Raw genomic sequence first — 17,584 nt, 5'->3', positions numbered from 1 at the left:
TTTGTTCTGTGAGTGCTGTGCTATAGATTGTTAATGTATTGTGAAGGTTGTTTTTTTAGTTGAGTAGGATAGTTGCTTTTTTATTGGATAGATAGAGGTTAAGGAAAAATATAAACTACAATTCTAGCAAATATATAATCAAAATAGTTTTAGATCTTGCTTTTTGTTTTCAAAAAGTTTATTATTGTTTCGCTAATTGTTATATGATAACTAAAAATCATTACTCCGTTGGAAAATCGTATTAGTTTAGCTTCGCTGCTACTACGTGGTACTTCATGAGCACTGAGTTTTTAGTTATACGCTGCTACTACGTGGTGTTGCATGGGGCTTCGAAGTTGATTATTAGCAAGACATAATTTTGTTTGCTTTAGGTTTAAAAAATTGATAATTAAACTAGAAAATGAACGTAGTATTAAATTAAAAAAACAAAACAAACCAATCAATAGCACAAAAAAGAAATAAACACACCTTATGAAACAATATCTAGAAAATAAGCAAGGAAAATCTTCTAAGTTTTGGGAAATAGAATTAGATGGACAATTTCTAACCATTCAAAATGGAAAAATTGGAGGGAAAGGTCGCTTGACTAAGAAAGACCTCAAAACGGAAGAAAAAGCATTGCTAGCTTTTAAAAGAGAAATTATTAAAAAAAAGAAGAGTGGCTATGAAGACCCTGCTATGCCTATTATTGCTTTAGATTTAGAAAATACTCCTTTTAACGATACGATTTTTAAGCACGAAGCGGAAGTTGAGCATATCTATTATTATGAACAAAAAGGTGTTGTAGTAACAGCCAGTAGGAATCATTTTTACTTGTGGCAACTAGATGGAACGTTGTTAGACCAATATGAATTTGCAGAAAGTACGCATTTTTTTGGTTCCTTTTTTGTCCAAGCAGTGCCTAATTCTGAACAATTGTTGATTTATAAGAAAGATACTTATCGAGATAACCATATCTATCTTTTTGATTGTGCTCAACACAAACTAGAGCTTATTCGAGAACAGCTAATTGAAATACCGATAAAAGGCTATTTTGGTGATATAGATGTGGATGAGAACTACATTTATTTGGGGTATACGGGGGGATTTATGTTGCTAGATTATGAATTTAATACACTAAAAACTTTAGTTTCTCCGCAAAATCATAATAATTCTAGTGGAACGGTGGTTAGTGCGGTTAGTCAACGAATTGCGTTCATTGAATACGGTGGTCGAGAAAGTTTAGAGCAAATATTGATCATGGATTTGGATGGCAATGAAGTGGCTCAGTTTGAAGCCAAAGCGCATGGATCGAATGGAATAGCAGTAAAGTTCAACGCTACAGGGACAATTTTATATACTGTTTCAGCGGCTAATTATAAAACAAAAGCGCAGCTATGGGAAGTCGAAAAAGGCAATTTGCTCCAAGAATTGGTGAATTATTCTAGTAGTGGGGGCGTTTTGTCTTTTGAGGTATCGAGAGATGATAAGTGGTTGGCTATTCGAGTGGCAGGAGTAGATATTATTTTATGGAATGTAGAAGAAGCTTCGGTTGCTTGGGTAAGAACGAATGAAGCACTTTGGGCAAACATTGCTTTTGGAGGGTCGGGAACATTGTATCAGTCTGCGGGAAATAGGTTGCAACCAATTGGTTTGGAATCGGGTGAACCTTTGTTGGTATCGAAAGGATTGACAGCCGCGTGTCGTACGTTGTATATTGACGATGCACAAAATGAATTGTGGACAATGGCAGGGAAAATAGCGCATTGTTTTGAGGCAGATGGTTCCGTAAAACATGCGTTGGATATAGAATCTTTTGTCGCTGAAAAAACATCGGGCAAACTTTTGCTCAAGCGTCGATACCAAAATTATGGAGGTACTTATGCTTGGTTCGATCTAAAAACGGGAGAAGAAACACCTATTTTATCTGGTTTGTTTGAAAGTATTGATTTTGATGAACGGCGATTGCTCTCTACTTCAGGTTATTTTTCGAGAGAAAAGAAAATGACCAAACTTTGGAGCCACTCGGGGAGAGAATTACAGGCTTTTAAGCCAAGCAAAAATGTAAAGGCTTATCTCTGGAAAGATGATGAGTTTGTTGTGGTGCAAGGTAAAACACTGGAATTTTGGACGATGGGGGAAAAGAAAGCTTCTTTGGTGATTAAAAATGCGCATAGTAAGGGAATTCAAGTATTACATACGTTCCCTAATTGTTCTCTAGTATTGTCTATTGCGGATAATGAAATTAGATTATGGGATGGAAAATCTACAACTTCCTTGTTTTTTGATCTGGCATTGGATACGATTAAGACAGTTCTTAAAAAAGATTACCTATCAGAATTGCTAATCGTTGATAAACTAGGGAATGTGTATGTATTGGAGGTAGAACAACAACTTTTGAGGCAAATTGCCAATTTAAAACAACCGATTACAACCGCTACACTTAGTCGAACAGGAATCTTATATGCGGCAACAGAGGAGTTAGAAATTTTGAAGACTGATTTATCTTCGTTGTTACAACTTAAACAAGAAGAAAAAAAAGCAAGCAGTACACTAGAGATAAATACTAGTATTTTGAATGGCACTCCAACAGAAAAAGAAGTGTTTCGTTTTTTGAAATCTATGGATTGGAAAACGTTGGATGTTCCGTTATTCTTAAGGTTACGAAGTGCACTAGAAAAGATAGCAATAGAGGATGGTGTTGGAGCTGCACACGAATATTTTACAGAACGTATGTTGGAGTCTGGTGCTTTGCTGAGACACTCTTTTGCACACGAAGAAAAAATAAACAGTTTTGCTATGAGTCCAGATGGGCAATATTTGGCAGTTGGAACTTGGGTAGGAGATAATTATGAAGAAGATGGAACGGTACAAATATGGGAAACGGCTACTGGGCGTTGTGTGAATTTGTTAAAAGAGTCTTATGGTGGTATTGGTTGGCCTGATTATCCTCATATGCTTCAATGGAGTGCCAGCAGTCGATACATTGGTGCGGGTTTAAATACCAATACTGTAGCAAAATTAAACCCTTTTTCAGATGCTTCTAGCCCTTTGGCATCGGCATCAGTAACAAATGGTTGGTCAAGACCCCCAGCATGGACATGGCAAGGAAACAAAGATGCTTTTGTCATTAGTTGTTGGCACAATTCTGAAATTCCTCTAGCAATAACCTCCAACAAAAGGCAGAACACGTATGAAGATAATGCCAAGTGGATGTCTATGAAATTAGCAGCCAATATCAAGCCCTTGCTTAATGGAAACGATTTGCAACCTTACAAATGGTGTAGAACGACCCCTGATGGTCGGTTTGCTTATGGTTATAACTACCAAAATCAGGTATATGGGGTAGATTTGGATTCCAAACAAGTTGTTTGGTTGAAATCTATCAGCCAACCTGTTGGATTTAGTGCGTGCAATGATAGAATGGTTTATCAAGACTCTGACAAATTGGTTTGGGCAACTATCCAAACAGGGGAGATTGTTTCTAAAACTAGTTGCTTGATGAGTGTTAAAGGAATACAGTTTTCAGAAGAAGCTCAACGGTGTGTGGTCTATGGCGAAAAAACATTGTTGGTTTATGAGGCAGAAAAGCAAATTGCTCGATGGACTCTTAATGATAATGTACTCAAAGAAGCAGCATCTTATTCAGAACTTAGAAGTGTTCAATTCAATCAAGAAGGTGACAAACTTGTGGTATTATTAGAGTCAGGGAAAGCACAAGTCTGGTCCATCGAAACACAATCTTTGCTTAGTGAGTTTGTGGTTACTGCTGAAGGAATTTATTGGGGGGCTACAATTGTAGTCGTAGGTGCCTATGGGATTTCTTTTTACAAGGAAGATGGGACGTGTATTCAATCTTGTGATAAGGATCAGCAAGCGAAGGCTTATAATGCATTGTATGATCAAGCGAGTCCGCTTCAAGTAGGGAAAAAAGATTTCTCGATTAAATACGATGTGGTTCCTAATTACCCTTTAGATGATAAGGGGCGGAAGCAGTGGATTGCGGTTGTTCCAACAGGAGTCGTAATCGGCAATGATTTGAATGTAGATGGGTTAGATCAACATTTGGCGTATGTATATGAAAATAAATATGCTTGGTCGTATTGTTGGGGCAGTAAAAAGCATCTGTATACAACGCTATATGAAGCTAAAGAAGATCCTAAGCTGGGATTGACAAGTAAAGAAAAAGCACTTATAAAAGCTCCTAAGAAAACCAAACCGAAAAAGGCGGGCATCTCTTTTTCTAAAGGAGGATCCTTGTTGGATATTGTACAAGTACACCAAAAATCCTTGGCGGAATTGAAAGGAGGTTGGCATTATCACATTAGCAAACACAATGGTATTATTGCTCGTCAATTGATTAAGATAGGTGCGTATAAAAAAGCTATTAAAATTGCTGCTGCCAGTTCCGAACCTTATGTGTTGGTGTCGAATTTAGGTTTTGTAGCTGTTGATTTGGCTCAAAACGGGGTGCTTGATTTGGCAAAAGAAGCATTTGAAAAGGGTGTCAATGCGCTAGAAAATATGCCTGAAAAAGATCGAAATGATTGGGCTGCTACCTTTGTTTATGCACCATTGGCAGCCGCCGCAGCTTTGTTAGGTTTAAGCGAAACATCCAAAACATATTTTGACCTATCGTATCAAAAAATAGAAAAGGAATCGAATACCTTTGAAAAATATACCCACTTGGCGACTAGTTATCTTCTGTGCCATCAACATGAAAAGGCAATGGATGTTATGTCGAATGGCCCTTGGAACGAGGGATGGTTTAGTTCCTATCAAGTACAATTTATTTTGTTATTAATGGATTTGGGGCATTTAGATTTGGCAATGGAATATTTTGATTTGGGGATTCAGAAATGTGGCAAGATTGATGAATTTGACTTGCTAGATAAAGGATTTGAAGCGCTATTAGAACAAAAACGGTATCAAGAAGCGATTGCTTGGATGGAGAAATTTCCAGGGTTGAGCACGAGCCATTGTGAAGCTTTGCTGATTCAAAAATATATAGAAGTTGGTGAGAAAGAGTTGGGGACGGATTATTTGTTAACAAAAATGGAAGCTTCCAAAGGATACGATGGTAGCGTAATGGAGTACTTAAAGTTGATGAGTTATATCAATCCTGAAAAAGCTAAGGAAAGTATTCTAAATTATACAACAACGACCAATGCTTATTATAAAGATCGTTATTATGAGGATTTGGGAAGAACAAAATCTAATCTTGGTTTGGTTGATGATGGGTTGTTAACTTCAGAAAAAATAAGCGATGTTCGTAACCGAGTACTTTACTTGGTTGGTTTGTTAGAATGCCCAGCAGATAACACCGAGGTGCAACTGCAAATTTTGAATCAAGCTATAGATTTGGTGACAAAAGAGGAGATGGTTGTTCAAGAAACGATAAAGTTCTGTATTGAATTATCGAAGGCTGCCAGTCGATTGGGCAAGGAAGATCAAGCGAATAACTTATTGGAAAAAGCCAATGCATTGGCTAATCAAAGTAAGGCAGATGATCGTTATTCTGCTAGTGAATTGCAAAAGCTATATTTAGATTTGGAATTGTTAGAAGCATCCTATAAAATGTTTAAAAAGCAGACGCCAGCTAATCGAAAATATGGGATGAAGGATTATGCGCTAGAAATTGCCCGAAAGGGATATTGGAAAACAGCAGCAGCACTTTTAATGACAATTCCTGCCAAAGATTTAAACGATCGACACGCCGCTGCGATGAAAATTATCAAAGATTTTAATCCATAGTTTTTGTGTGATAATATTGAGAACCGCACAATCTTGCGAAAGGGGCAAGAACTAGGATATAAAATATAAGTCTGTTTGATGCTTTTAGAAGGCATGGAACAGACTTTTTTATTGCGTTAATATGAGGAACTGGAGTAAAACAAAAAAAGCCATCTAGTATAAACTAGATGACTTTTAAGTGATTCGAGCAGGATTCGAACCTGCGACCGTCTGCTTAGAAGGCAGATGCTCTATCCAGCTGAGCTATCGAACCGTTTTGTTGTGCTTGTTTTATTAAGCGATTGCAAATATACACGCTTTTGTCAAAAAAAGAAAAAGAATGTCGTTATTTTTTAATAAAAAAAACAAAAAAATAATTGTGTTTCTTTTAGTCTTTGATAAACAAGCTAATAGTTAAACGGGCATTGGTTAAAAAAAATTCCCTTTGAGATATTTTTTTTATATTTTTCTGTTCTCACGAATGTAAATTGTATATTTAGTAGAGAAGAAGTAATAAGAGATCGAAAAAAGTAGCAATATTTTTGAAATTATCTTGGTCTAAAGCTTTCGTGCATTAAAGTTTCGTTTTTTGACTATTCTAAACTCAAAATCTAATACAAACTATAATTTAAACTAATTCTGCTTTCTTACTTATATTAAGTAATCATAGACATAAGTAGAAAAACAAAAGCTGTCTATATTTTGTTACTAATTTTGTCTTTCTACTTACTAAAATTAAGTACTTATGAATATTACATCAGTTATGTTTGCCACCCCTGAATACGATCAGTTGGTAGCCATGCGTATTGAAACGCTTTATGAACCTCTTAATGCTGAAATTACAATCGAAGATTTTGCAGAGGAATACAAGGATGTACATTTGATGGTTCAGAATGAGCAACATGTTTTAATTGGTGCCATTGTAGCAAAGGTTTGTGAAGAGGAAGATGAATTTCTAAACAAGCGTAAAATTTGTTTGCTGCGTCAGGTTGTCGTTCGCAAGGATTTACAAGGAATTGGAGTGGGAAGAGATGTTTTGGAATCTATTGAAAAGTTGTTGATAGAAAAAGGCTATAAAGAAATTCGTTTGTATGCTCATGTAGGTGCCTTAGATTTTTATACAAAGTTTGGCTACACTAAACATGGAAAAGAATTTACGGGCAACGGTATTAAGCAACATGTTATGAAGAAAAAAATTCAGAAAAAATCTGAAAAATTAGACAAGTTGGAAGCTGTTGGAACGGCTTATTCTTAATTGTTTGGTATTTCTAAAAAAAACGTTGACATTGCTGATGTTGTAGAACATCAATTTGAAATTTAGTTGATAATAAAAGTAGAAAGTAGCTGGTATTCTTACAATATCAAGAGACTACTTTCTACTTTTATTTTTTATTCAGCGCGCATTGCTTATTTTTGCTACTCCCAAACAAAGCTTAGGGAAGAAAATAGATTAGCAAAAAAACATAGAATTATAAAGAGTGGATACAAATACAGTAAAAATAAAAAAAGGAGCGATTTTAGAAAACGTTCAAATTGAGGATGTTGCATTTGGTGGTGAGGGCTTGGCTAAATTAAAAACAGAACATGGAGATTATGTTTTGTTTGTAAAAAATAGCTTACCTGGGCAATTGGTTCATGCAAAAATTGTTAAAAAGAAAAAGCGATTTGCAAAGTGTAAATTGATAAAAGTAGTGCAGCCCTCCAAGGATGAAATAAATTTGCCTTACCAACCCATTCCTGGTGCTCCTTTTGCTAGGTTGCCAATCGAAAAACAGGAGCAATACAAGGAGTCTTCTACCTTGGAAATGTTCAAGCGATTGAGTGGAATAGAGGAAATTAAGGATTTGTACGAAACTTACATCAGTTCTCCACTTGTATGGCATTATAGAAATAAGATGGAATATTCTTTTTCTACGCTAGTTTCAGAGTTAGGAACAGGAGAAGAGTCGGAAGGCTTTGCATTGGGATTCAAACGGAGAGGACAATGGTGGGCTGTCGAAAATTTGGAAGCAGATTCGGGCTTGTTTGATGCACAATTTGAAGGGGCAATGCTTTCAATTCGTCAATATTGTGAACAAACCAATTTGCCACCTTGGAATCCTGCCAAAAGTGAAGGTTTCTTTCGATTTTTGGTCGTTCGAAAGAGTTATGCACATGATGAGTTGTTGTTTAATTTGGTAACGACCAGCTCGAAATTAGAGCAGTTTGATAAAATGGCTTTTGTTGATTTACTAAAAGGGATTTTAGGCGAACGCTTAGCAGGAGTTATTCATACGATTAACGATGAAATTGGAGATGTCGCCAAACAACCTGCGGAACAATCGACACTGTTGTATGGCAAAGAAAAAATTGTAGAAAACATCTTGGGCTTGGATTTTGAAATTAGCATGCAAAGTTTCTTTCAAACAAACCCTAAATGCGCTGAAAAATTATATTCTAAAGTAATCGAATACGTTCAAGCAGGGATGGAGCATTCGGGAACAACCAATGCTGTTGCTATGGATTTGTTTTGCGGAACAGGGACAATTGCCCAATTACTAGCCAATGATTCAAATATTGACCAAGTGATTGGTGTTGACATCGTAGCAGAAGCGATTGAAGATGCAAAAGAAAATGCCAAACGAAATGGTATTGACGGCATTCAGTTTTATGCCGCAGATGTGCGCAAGTTCTTGTTTGATTATCCTCAATACAAAGGAAAGATTGGAACGATTGTATTGGATCCACCGAGAGGAGGGATTGTTCCCAAAGCTTTGCAACGAATTATTGAGTTGGGGGCAAAATCTATTGTATATGTCTCTTGCAATCCTTCTACACAAGCTAGAGATGCAGCAACCTTGATGGAAGCTGGTTATGAGCTAAAGCGATTTTGTTTGGCCGATCAATTTCCTCATACAGCCCATATCGAAAGTATTGCTTTATTTGAGCGCCCTTAAACTTAGATACTATGGAAGCAGCCTTATTTCAATTTTTAGCCAAACACATCGTATTGACAGAAGAGGAGAAAGTTGCTTTGTTGGATTTTGATCTATTTAGAACGTATCCGAAAGGACATATTTTACTTCATGAAGGAGCATTTGCTCAAGCAGCTTATTTTGTTATCAAAGGCTGCTTGAGATGCTATTATTTGGACGAAGGAGAAGAAAAAACAACCGCTTTTTATATGGAGGAAGAAGGTGTTACGCCAGAAAGTTTAATTAATCAGAGCCCTTCTACGTATTATATTTCTTGTGAAGAAACGTCAGTTGTGTTGGTTTCAACTCCTCAAATGGAACAAACCATTTTTCAAAAGTTCCCGAAATTTGAAACACTATGCCGAATCTTGTCTGAAAAAGAACTTGCCAATCAACAAGTCGCTTTTGCTAAGATGTTTAACTCCACTCCAGAAGAAAGGTACTTGCATTTGATTAAAACGAAACCTCAATTATTACAAAGAGTCCCTCAGTATCAAATTGCCAGTTATATAGGAATTAAGCCAGAATCATTGAGCCGCATTCGAAAACGACTTAATGATAAATAATTTTCGTTCTTAACTCAAGTCAATTTATTTGACCAAATGATCCCTTATCATTGTTCTATTTAACAGTACTTCGTTAAAAATTAGACCTAACGAAGCTAGAATTTAATACTAAATATAGAACAATGGATGTAAAAATTAAGCTTTCGACTTTGTGGATGATTTTGTTATTCAATATGATTTATGCAGATATCTATAGCATTATAATAGAACTTGTGCATGGAGGTATTCTAGATATACCAGGAGATGTACATTTTATCATGGCGATAGCAGCTATTTTGACCAACATTCCCATCATAATGGTTTTTCTTTCAAGGTATTTACGCCCTGTTGCCAATCGTCGGGCTAATATTGGAGCTGCATTATTTACAATATTATATATTATTGGTGGAGGAGATACCGCATGGCATTATCTGATAATTGCAAGTATTGAAATTCTCTTGCTTGTTATAATTCTTGTTACCGCTTGGACTTGGAAGGAGGTGGAAGATAGTGTGTTGTAGGTGGTGTCAAAAAGGACTCTAGTAAAAAAAAAATGCCTAGGCTGCTCTTATCACAAAGAACCTAGGCATTTTAAAAAATTAACGGAGTAATATTTTTAAATAAGCATCAACTTAATTCTGAACAGCGAGTAGTTCGATGTCAAAAACCAAAGGCTCGTTAGGTCCAATAGCACCCGAACCCGAAGAACCATAAGCTAAGTGGGAAGGAATCAATAATTTACCTTTTCCACCAACTTTAAAATAAGGAATACCATATTGCCACCCTTTAATAACATTGGTTAGCGGGCTTGTAAAAGGATTGCGCCCAATAGAGCTATCAAAAACAGTTCCATCAAGGAGTCTACCGGTATAGTGAACCGTGACCGTGCTGTAAACACCACTTGGTTGATCTCCTGTGCCCACAACATCCATGGTGTAATATAATCCATCTTGTGCCTCAATAACCGTAAGGTTGTTATCTTGAATATATTGTTGGATGCGTTCTTCGTCTTTTGATCGAATGTCTTCGCTACAGCTAGTAAATGAGTAACTTACTATTAATAATACAAAGAGTGAAAATATTGCTTTCATAATAATTTATTTGATTCTTTGGTCAGTTAAATGGTCATCTATTAATTTTAGTTATTTAATGCTACCACATGATTTGCCAAATGTGGGTTTACTCAATAGTTCGTTGAAACCACGGAGTAGCAGCGCAGCTAAACTTTATTAGTTTATTGCATGAGTGCTGCGCAGTTGATAATCAATAGGTTATGTCTTTGTTGTGTTTTGTGTTAAAAAAAATGATTATCAAACTAATATAAATGTGCTTTTTTATCTTTTTGGTAAAAAAGTAAACAACTAAGCGATAGCGATCTCACGACCGCAGGGAGCTAATCAACGAACTACTATTTACTAAAAGAGCTATTTTAATACCAATCTTCCTTGCGTGTAAGCTCGCCAGCGTTCCAAAACAGCACTCATGTCTTCTGGAAGTTCAGAATCTTGCCCAACAAACTGCCCCGTAGACGGGTGTATTAAACCAATTGTTTTGGCATGAAGTGCTTGTCTAGGGAGTAGCTTAAAGCAGTTTAAAACAAAATGTTTGTACTTGCTAAATACAGTTCCTTTAACGATTTTATCACCACCATATTCAACATCACCAAACAAAGGATGTCCGATGTGTTTAAAGTGAACACGGATTTGGTGCGTACGACCTGTTTCCAATCGACATTCTACTAAGGTAACATAACCAAAGCGTTCCAAAACTTTGTAGTGGGTAACAGCGTGTTTTCCACGTTCTCCATCTGGATAAACTTGTCTTAATTTGCGATGTCTTGGATGACGATCAATGTGGCCTGTAATCGTGCCTTCGTCCTCTTCAATATCTCCCCAGACCAATGCTTGGTAACGACGTTCGATACTATGATCAAAAAATTGTTTAGCAATATTCGACATAGCTTCTTCTGTCTTAGCGACAATCATTAATCCAGTGGTATTTTTATCAATTCGGTGCACAATACCAGGTCGCTCGTTGTCCTGAGTAATTGGAAGCCCTTTTAGGTAATGCACCAAGCCATTGACTAAGGTTCCATCGGCATTACCAATACCAGGGTGAACGACTAATCCCGCAGGTTTGTGCAGAATCAAAAAGTCGTTGTCCTCATAGCGAATATCCAACTCCATTTCTTGAGGAGTTGGTCCTCCTTCTGTTTTTTGTTTTTTCCAGCGGACGGTAATTTTATGCCCAGGTTTGACCTTGTGGTTGCTTTTGATATTTTTCCCATTCACCATGATCCAACCATCATCAATGGCTTTTTGCACTCGATTTCTCGTTACATTTTCGAGCCTGCCCATTAAGAACTTATCAAGTCGAATGGGTTCTTGTCCAGGGTCAGCGATAAAGGTTTGTAGGAGATAAACTTCGTTGTTGATTATTTTTTCTTCTTTCATAATCTTGCAAAGATACGCATTTCAGTCGACTACTAAACCTAGAAAGGAGTTTTTATTTCTTTATTTAATAATTCTATAGTTTTTAAGGCGCGTCGTTCTTTGGTTGTTGCTCGTTTAGCCTGATTGATATAGTTGGCGTATTCTTTTTGGCAAGTATAGGAAAGTTGTTGATAAAAAGCCGCTGCTTTTGGAGCTTTTGCAAATGCTTCTTGTAGTTCAGGAGGAACTTCTACCACTCTAGGAGCAGTGTCTAGTGATATTGAGGCTTGTATATGATCACCAACTTCCTTATTGAGTTTGTTTCGAATGTCTTTTCTAACAATTAGAATGTGATTAACTGTTCCCATTCGAGAGAGTGTACCCCTATAGGGTTCTTGCCCTTCAAAAAGTACACTTACTTTAGGTCGCTTTGCACCAAAAGCTTCTTCTACATCAAAGGGGATTTCAATATAAGCACCTCCCTTCGATGTACTTTGAATAATAGCTGTAATATTGTGTGATTTTATCATAAATGTTCGTTTTGTTTAGCATAAGTAATCGCTCAGAAAAAATTATATAAAAATAACCTTCTTTTTGCACTACTCTTCATCGAAGCATTTTGTTTTAGCCCGCTAAAGCTGCACTGTTTCTCTTCGATTAGCACTAAAAATAAGTCTATTTTTTAGCTATATTTTTTTCTGCCCACTTACTTAGTTACTACTATGTGGTACTTTATGAACTGTTTCTTTGTACCTCGTCTAAGTCTCTTATTTTTATAACTTATCTTTTGTTTTGATGGAATAATTAATGGACAAATTGTCACTAACAAAAATGTTCTTATATTTGCAGTCTATTTTGGACGTTGTAAAAAACAAGATTCCCAAAATAATGTTATTCTTTCTAGAAAATTAGTACAAAAAAATGAAATTACCAATATACGCTTACGGTCACCCTATTTTAAGAAAAGAAACAGAGGAAATTGATGAAAATTACCCAGATTTAGAAAAATTATTAGAAGATATGTTTGAAACAATGTATCATTCTAAAGGAATGGGCTTGGCAGCACCTCAAATTGGTCGTAACATTCGCTTGTTTTTGGTAGACACGGAGCAGTTGGATACCGATGATAGAGAAGAGGAAGCAGAGGAATTTATTAAAGAAGTTTTTATCAATCCAATCATTTTGGATGAGTCTGGCAAAAAATGGGAATACGAAGAAGGTTGCCTAAGTATACCTGATGTGCGTGGGAACGTTTCTAGAAAACCCAAAGTGAGAATTGAATATTACGATGCCAATTTTGAATTGCAAGATAAAATTTTTGATGGAATTACAGCGCGTGTTATTCAACATGAATACGATCACTTGGAGGGCATTTTATTTGTAGATTTGTTGAAACCTTTAAAAAAGCGTTTTGTGAAAAAGCGCTTGGATAAAATTCAGAAAGGACAAATTCAAGCAGATTATAAATTGGTTTATGCCAAAAAATAAAATAATAACTCTGTTAGAAAAAAATTAAAATCTTAGTAATAAACACAAATTGTTGCTAAGATTTTTTAGTTTAGGAATTATTTGAATGCTTTTTGTAGAGCATTGAGGGCGAAATTGCTAAAGAACTAGAATACAATAGTTTGTTGAAACAATAAAACAGCATATAGATAATTAGAGAACGACTAAAAATATAGAATATGAAATATATAAGCTTATTGGTAATCATGATCGCCATAGGTGTTTCTTTTTCATTTAAACCGATGGAGGAAGCTCCTGCACTAAAGTTTGGTTTATTAAAATACAACGGAGGAGGGGACTGGTATTCCAATCCAACCGCTTTGCCTAACTTAGCGAAATTTTGCAATGAAAAATTGCACACGAATATTGATCCTAATTATGAAACTGTTGAAGTGGGAAGTGCAGAGATTTTTAACTATGCTTTTATGCACATGACTGGGCATGGAAACGTCGTTTTTTCGGATGCTGATGCAGAAAATTTGAGATTGTACTTACAGTCTGGGGGCTTTTTGCATATTGATGATAATTATGGTATGGATCCTTTTGTTCGTATCGCAATGAAACAAGTCTTTCCTGAATTGGATTGGGTAGAGCTACCTTTTACGCACGAAATTTATCACAAGACGTTTGAATTTAAAACGGGAATACCTAAAATTCATAAACATGATGGCAAACCCGCACAAGGATTTGCTTTGATATGGGAAGGTAGAGTGGTTTGTTATTATAGTTATGAAACAGATTTAGGTGATGGATGGGAAGATCAAGAAGTGCACAACGATACCGAAGAAATGCGTACCAAAGCACTTCAAATGGGGGCTAATATTGTCCAATTTGCTTTTGAGCAATAAAAAGAAACGTACCAAACTATATCGTGGAGCTACATATATTTATGTTAAAGAATTACTTAAAATAATTGTTGCCTAGTAACTTGCAATAGTTCGTTGAAACCACGCAGTAGCAGCGAACCGAGCTGTGCGAGCTCATGACCGCAGGGAGCTACCACGAAGTAGCACCGCAGGTAACTAAGCTTGCGACCTCATGACCGCAGGGAATAATCAACGAACTACTAAAATTGTATATCGAATTTTATATAAAACCATAATTATGCAAAAGCTAAAATTTGGAGCTTGCAGTTTTCTTTTTTTGTTATTGGCGTTTTCTTCTGTAGGACAACAAATTACAGCACATAATGAATTCCGTAGTACAAAAGCTCAAAAAACAATTCCTGTTGAGGATGACTTATATTTAAGAATTAGCCTAGAACAGCCTTTAGAGCAATTGATCAAAGAGCAAGAAGGGGACGGTCAAGATGTCTATGGGGTGCTTAAGATAGACTTTGATGGCTTAGAGTTCTTGACAGATGCATTTGCCTTAGGATCAACTAAAGCTGCTTCTATTGATGAGTTTGATGTAGCTTTAAGTGTTAATATGAAGGAATTCCATGCTTTGGCAATGGACTATAAGGATAGTTGGGGACCTAAAGATGATTTATTACTTTATGTGTTGTCTCAAAAAAATAATCCACTTGTTACATGGATGAGAGCGGTTGCCGCACGTGCGCTGCCTGTTCATACACATTCCATAAAAGTGGCATTGTATGTAATGAAGGATAAAAAAGAGCCTTATGATCTAGCCACGCCTTTGGCAACGGGAAGCTTTGATCTAACAGTTGGTAAAAATGCCTTGTTGCCTTTGTATGGAACTAAAATTCCTGCAATGTATCAACCCGTTAAAGACAATGGTTTGATAGATGATTTGCATCAAGAGAATGTAACCAATATTTTGTGGTCGACTCAATTTGTTCCAGTCAAAGATGTGGATAAAAAGCTGCTTCAATCGACGTTTAAAACAGCAGAAGAGACCGTTTATGGTCGTATCTACCTGCCTAAATCTATTCAAAATCTGAATAGAGGTGTGGGGGAAAGCAAATCATGTTCGTACACAACGCACTATTATATAGATGGAGTATTGATAGAGTCTGTTGATGTAGAATTAACAGCTTCTATTTGTGAAAAAGAGACTTCTTTGCCTATTGTGTTGTGGGGAAGAGATTCAAACAGTGCTTCCAAATTTAGAACAAAAATCCAAGAATTAAAAGCAGGAGAGCATACTGTAAAGGTAGTGGTTGATTTGAAATACAAAGAAGGAAACGAATCCCGCACACTGCCCTTGGCTAATTCGGTTGTTAAATTAATCAAGTAGGAAGTTTGAATATGAATAATAGAGAGCAGCCCTGTTAATCTTTGATTAACAGGGCTGCTTGTTAGTGAGGTGCAAGCGCACTAATATCACTTGTTATTGGTTCGCACCGAAATATCTGTAATAATGATTTCTACTCGTTGGTTTTGCCTTTGCCCAGCTTTGGTTTTGTTGTCGCCAATTGGTTGTCGTTTACCGTAGCCTTTATAACTCATTCGATCCAAGCTAATCCCTTCTCTTTTCAGATAATTGACTACATTTTTAGCACGTTGTGTCGATAAACGATCGCAGTAGTCATCAGGAGGCAAACCATTTGTATGACCGCCTATTTCTAATGCTAAATTGGGGTTGTCTTTTAAGAATCGATAGAGTTCTATAAGCACTTTTTCTCCGTTATTGGTAATTGAAGAAGAGTCTGCAGGGAAATAAAGTTTTTCTAGGCGGAATTTGTGTCCTACCTTTATGTCTTTGCTATTAATGTTATCGGGTTCAAAATTTCCTTTATCTATTGTTTTGATGTTCTCTGCCGAAACATTTGGTTTCCTATTTTTATCCAAAGGATCTTCTTTGGGAGTGGTTGTTTTATCTTGTGGTTTAGGATTGTTTTTGGGAGGTGTATTATCTATTGGTTCGTTGATAGCAATAGGATCTGTTGGAATTTCACAAGAAAAAATTTCAGAAGCGTTATCAATCAATACATTGCCATTATACCAAGAAAAAGTAGGTGTTTTGTAGTATGCTTCGATACAAATATAGTTATAATCACCATCTTTAGGATTAAATTCAAAGTCATAACTTCTCCAATCAACATGATCAATAGGATCTTTTAATTCATCTAACAATTCTGCCCGATCACAGTAGCTGTTTCCTCCCCAAATTCTCAAAACTAAGCCTTTGTTAAAATTAATAGGTTGACTTTGGTTTTTACGTGTCGGACTCATATAAATTGGTGATTTGCAAGCATGCAAACTAAATTTATAACAAGAGCCTTGCTTTAGTGGATCTGTCAATCGTTGCGCCACGGCTTCCCATGTTTTGTTATCTCGACTAACCAAGCCAATATAAGTTCTACCGTCTTGGGCAGGACGTGTTACATTAAATCCACCATAAGGCTGAACATCTGGAGGAGATTCTTGGCTGTGACCACAATCTGCCCATCCATCAGGAGTACGACCAGGACGAGGCTGATCTTCAAACGATGGGTTTTCTAAATAAATAACTTGGGTTTCTTGTGCTGCACAAGTATTAGAGATAACAACAAGTATGATTGAAAGTAGTATGATTGATATTTTATACATATACAAATTGGTCTTTGTCTTTTGGAATGATAACAGTAAAAAACACTTTTAGTTTATGAATACTTTACAAGAAAATTATGTCAAATGGGCGATTAGGCATGATTAAGAATGACCCTCTGAATTGATTAAAATGAAAAAATAATACTATTCGTAGTTCTTTCTCAATACAAAAAATCCCCAAATGTTATTTATTGATTCTAAAAATATGCCAAATATAAGGATCTTCAAATCCCTTATTCTGACTCCATAACTCTAAAGCAATAATTTATTGACGCACTTAATTTTTTGTTTCTTTTTATGTTGAAGCTTTGAGCTTGCAAAGCTATTATAGTTCACCATATTGGATTAAAAGGAATTAAAAAATAGATACTATTTGATAGTACTATTCTATTGGGTACAGAATTGGTTTTCAGTATTTTTAAAGAAAAAAAACTTATTGTAAAAAAAATATAAAGGTAACACAAATCTAAAAATAAAAAATAGGTATGCCTTATCCTCTACAAGCGAATAACAAATTTTTAAGCAAAAGTAACAAAGTTCTTAACGCTATTACAATCAATTCTACAAATAAATACTAGAAAAAGATTAATGCTTCTTTTTATAAGATGGACTGTAATGAATTAAAATCTGTACGGGCTTTTTTTTTCAAAAATGTAAGAAAAAATTGAGACTTTATACATTAAATCTATCTTTGAGTAGTCTTAAGGAATAGTGATCATAACTATTTACTAAAGTGCCTACATCATCAATTTTAAATAGGTTGATGGGAGTTATTAATTTAATTAAGTAACAGGCAAAAATATTAGGTAAATCGAAAGGTGACTTTTTTGCTTTACTAAACATTCTATCATTAATAGTCCGTTAATGATCAATTGCGCAGCACTCGTGAAACGAAGCTCCTGCAATAACTGATTTAATTTGATTTTTTAGCGGGCGAA

12 protein-coding genes and 1 tRNA gene are annotated in these 17,584 nt (G+C 35.9%); 8 read left to right on the top strand and 5 right to left on the bottom strand.

Translation table 11 applies throughout. The features are described 5' to 3' along the window. The first annotated feature begins 471 nt into the window (after nt 1-471). A complete protein-coding gene (locus QP953_RS19205; RefSeq protein WP_309552434.1) occupies nt 472-5,733 on the top strand; it encodes a WGR domain-containing protein in 5,262 nt (1,753 codons plus the stop codon). Nucleotides 5,734-5,912: 179 nt separating this feature from the next. Here QP953_RS19205 and QP953_RS19200 read toward each other — a convergent pair. Then, nucleotides 5,913-5,986, bottom strand: a tRNA-Arg gene (locus tag QP953_RS19200). A gap of 471 nt (nt 5,987-6,457) precedes the next feature. Here QP953_RS19200 and QP953_RS19195 point away from each other — a divergent pair. The 4 genes from QP953_RS19195 to QP953_RS19180 all read left to right on the top strand — a co-directional run bounded on the left by QP953_RS19195 (nt 6,458) and on the right by QP953_RS19180 (nt 9,732). Continuing rightward, nucleotides 6,458-6,967, top strand: a complete 510-nt coding sequence (locus QP953_RS19195) for a GNAT family N-acetyltransferase (RefSeq protein WP_052599315.1) — start codon at nt 6,458-6,460, stop codon at nt 6,965-6,967. A gap of 223 nt (nt 6,968-7,190) precedes the next feature. Then, on the top strand, nt 7,191-8,648 hold the full coding sequence (gene rlmD / locus QP953_RS19190; protein WP_309552432.1) for a 23S rRNA (uracil(1939)-C(5))-methyltransferase RlmD: 1,458 nt from the start codon (nt 7,191-7,193) through the stop codon (nt 8,646-8,648). 11 nt (nt 8,649-8,659) lie between these two features. Then, complete coding sequence (locus tag QP953_RS19185) at nt 8,660-9,232, top strand: Crp/Fnr family transcriptional regulator (protein WP_052599317.1); 573 nt, start codon at nt 8,660-8,662, stop codon at nt 9,230-9,232. A gap of 122 nt (nt 9,233-9,354) precedes the next feature. Next, nucleotides 9,355-9,732, top strand: coding sequence for a DUF6326 family protein (locus QP953_RS19180; RefSeq protein ID WP_052599318.1), 378 nt, complete (start codon nt 9,355-9,357; stop codon nt 9,730-9,732). A 111-nt stretch (nt 9,733-9,843) separates the two neighbouring features. On the opposite strand, the gene QP953_RS19175 is transcribed toward QP953_RS19180, so the two are convergent. From QP953_RS19175 to QP953_RS19165, 3 genes are all read right to left on the bottom strand, one after another. Beyond that, nucleotides 9,844-10,302 carry an FKBP-type peptidyl-prolyl cis-trans isomerase gene (locus QP953_RS19175; protein WP_309552431.1) on the bottom strand — a complete coding sequence of 153 codons (459 nt, stop codon included), beginning with the start codon at nt 10,300-10,302 and terminating at the stop codon, nt 9,844-9,846. Between the two features lie 333 nt (nt 10,303-10,635). After that, nucleotides 10,636-11,664 (bottom strand): RluA family pseudouridine synthase, encoded by a 1,029-nt coding sequence (locus QP953_RS19170; protein ID WP_052599320.1) that lies wholly within the window; start codon nt 11,662-11,664, stop codon nt 10,636-10,638. A gap of 38 nt (nt 11,665-11,702) precedes the next feature. Then, nucleotides 11,703-12,173 (bottom strand): YdeI/OmpD-associated family protein, encoded by a 471-nt coding sequence (locus QP953_RS19165; RefSeq protein WP_052599321.1) that lies wholly within the window; start codon nt 12,171-12,173, stop codon nt 11,703-11,705. A gap of 391 nt (nt 12,174-12,564) precedes the next feature. On the opposite strand from QP953_RS19165, the gene def reads away from it, so the two are divergent. The 3 genes from def to QP953_RS19150 all read left to right on the top strand — a co-directional run bounded on the left by def (nt 12,565) and on the right by QP953_RS19150 (nt 15,351). Continuing rightward, nucleotides 12,565-13,131: a peptide deformylase gene (gene def, locus QP953_RS19160; protein ID WP_052599322.1), complete on the top strand. Its 567-nt coding sequence runs from the start codon at nt 12,565-12,567 to the stop codon at nt 13,129-13,131. A gap of 224 nt (nt 13,132-13,355) precedes the next feature. Beyond that, nucleotides 13,356-13,997, top strand: a complete 642-nt coding sequence (locus QP953_RS19155; protein WP_408913541.1) for a DUF4159 domain-containing protein — start codon at nt 13,356-13,358, stop codon at nt 13,995-13,997. A 256-nt stretch (nt 13,998-14,253) separates the two neighbouring features. Beyond that, a complete protein-coding gene (locus QP953_RS19150; RefSeq protein ID WP_309552427.1) occupies nt 14,254-15,351 on the top strand; it encodes a hypothetical protein in 1,098 nt (365 codons plus the stop codon). An 86-nt stretch (nt 15,352-15,437) separates the two neighbouring features. On the opposite strand, the gene QP953_RS19145 is transcribed toward QP953_RS19150, so the two are convergent. Then, a complete protein-coding gene (locus QP953_RS19145; protein WP_052599325.1) occupies nt 15,438-16,646 on the bottom strand; it encodes an OmpA family protein in 1,209 nt (402 codons plus the stop codon). Between the last annotated feature and the right edge of the window lie 938 nt (nt 16,647-17,584).

Source organism: Aureispira sp. CCB-E (assembly GCF_031326345.1).
Lineage (GTDB): Bacteria > Bacteroidota > Bacteroidia > Chitinophagales > Saprospiraceae > Aureispira.
This window is presented reverse-complemented; position numbering and strand designations above follow the sequence as displayed.

Bases quoted from the DNA above. Each gene is read 5' to 3' on its own strand.
- QP953_RS19205 (WP_309552434.1), top strand. From the start codon at position 472: ATGAAACAATATCTAGAAAATAAGCAAGGAAAATCTTCTAAGTTTTGG.
- QP953_RS19195 (WP_052599315.1), top strand. From the start codon at position 6,458: ATGAATATTACATCAGTTATGTTTGCCACCCCTGAATACGATCAGTTG.
- QP953_RS19185 (WP_052599317.1), top strand. From the start codon at position 8,660: ATGGAAGCAGCCTTATTTCAATTTTTAGCCAAACACATCGTATTGACA.
- QP953_RS19180 (WP_052599318.1), top strand. From the start codon at position 9,355: ATGGATGTAAAAATTAAGCTTTCGACTTTGTGGATGATTTTGTTATTC.
- QP953_RS19175 (WP_309552431.1), bottom strand. From the start codon at position 10,302: ATGAAAGCAATATTTTCACTCTTTGTATTATTAATAGTAAGTTACTCA.
- QP953_RS19170 (WP_052599320.1), bottom strand. From the start codon at position 11,664: ATGAAAGAAGAAAAAATAATCAACAACGAAGTTTATCTCCTACAAACC.
- QP953_RS19165 (WP_052599321.1), bottom strand. From the start codon at position 12,173: ATGATAAAATCACACAATATTACAGCTATTATTCAAAGTACATCGAAG.
- def (WP_052599322.1), top strand. From the start codon at position 12,565: ATGAAATTACCAATATACGCTTACGGTCACCCTATTTTAAGAAAAGAA.
- QP953_RS19155 (WP_408913541.1), top strand. From the start codon at position 13,356: ATGATCGCCATAGGTGTTTCTTTTTCATTTAAACCGATGGAGGAAGCT.
- QP953_RS19150 (WP_309552427.1), top strand. From the start codon at position 14,254: ATGCAAAAGCTAAAATTTGGAGCTTGCAGTTTTCTTTTTTTGTTATTG.
- QP953_RS19145 (WP_052599325.1), bottom strand. From the start codon at position 16,646: ATGTATAAAATATCAATCATACTACTTTCAATCATACTTGTTGTTATC.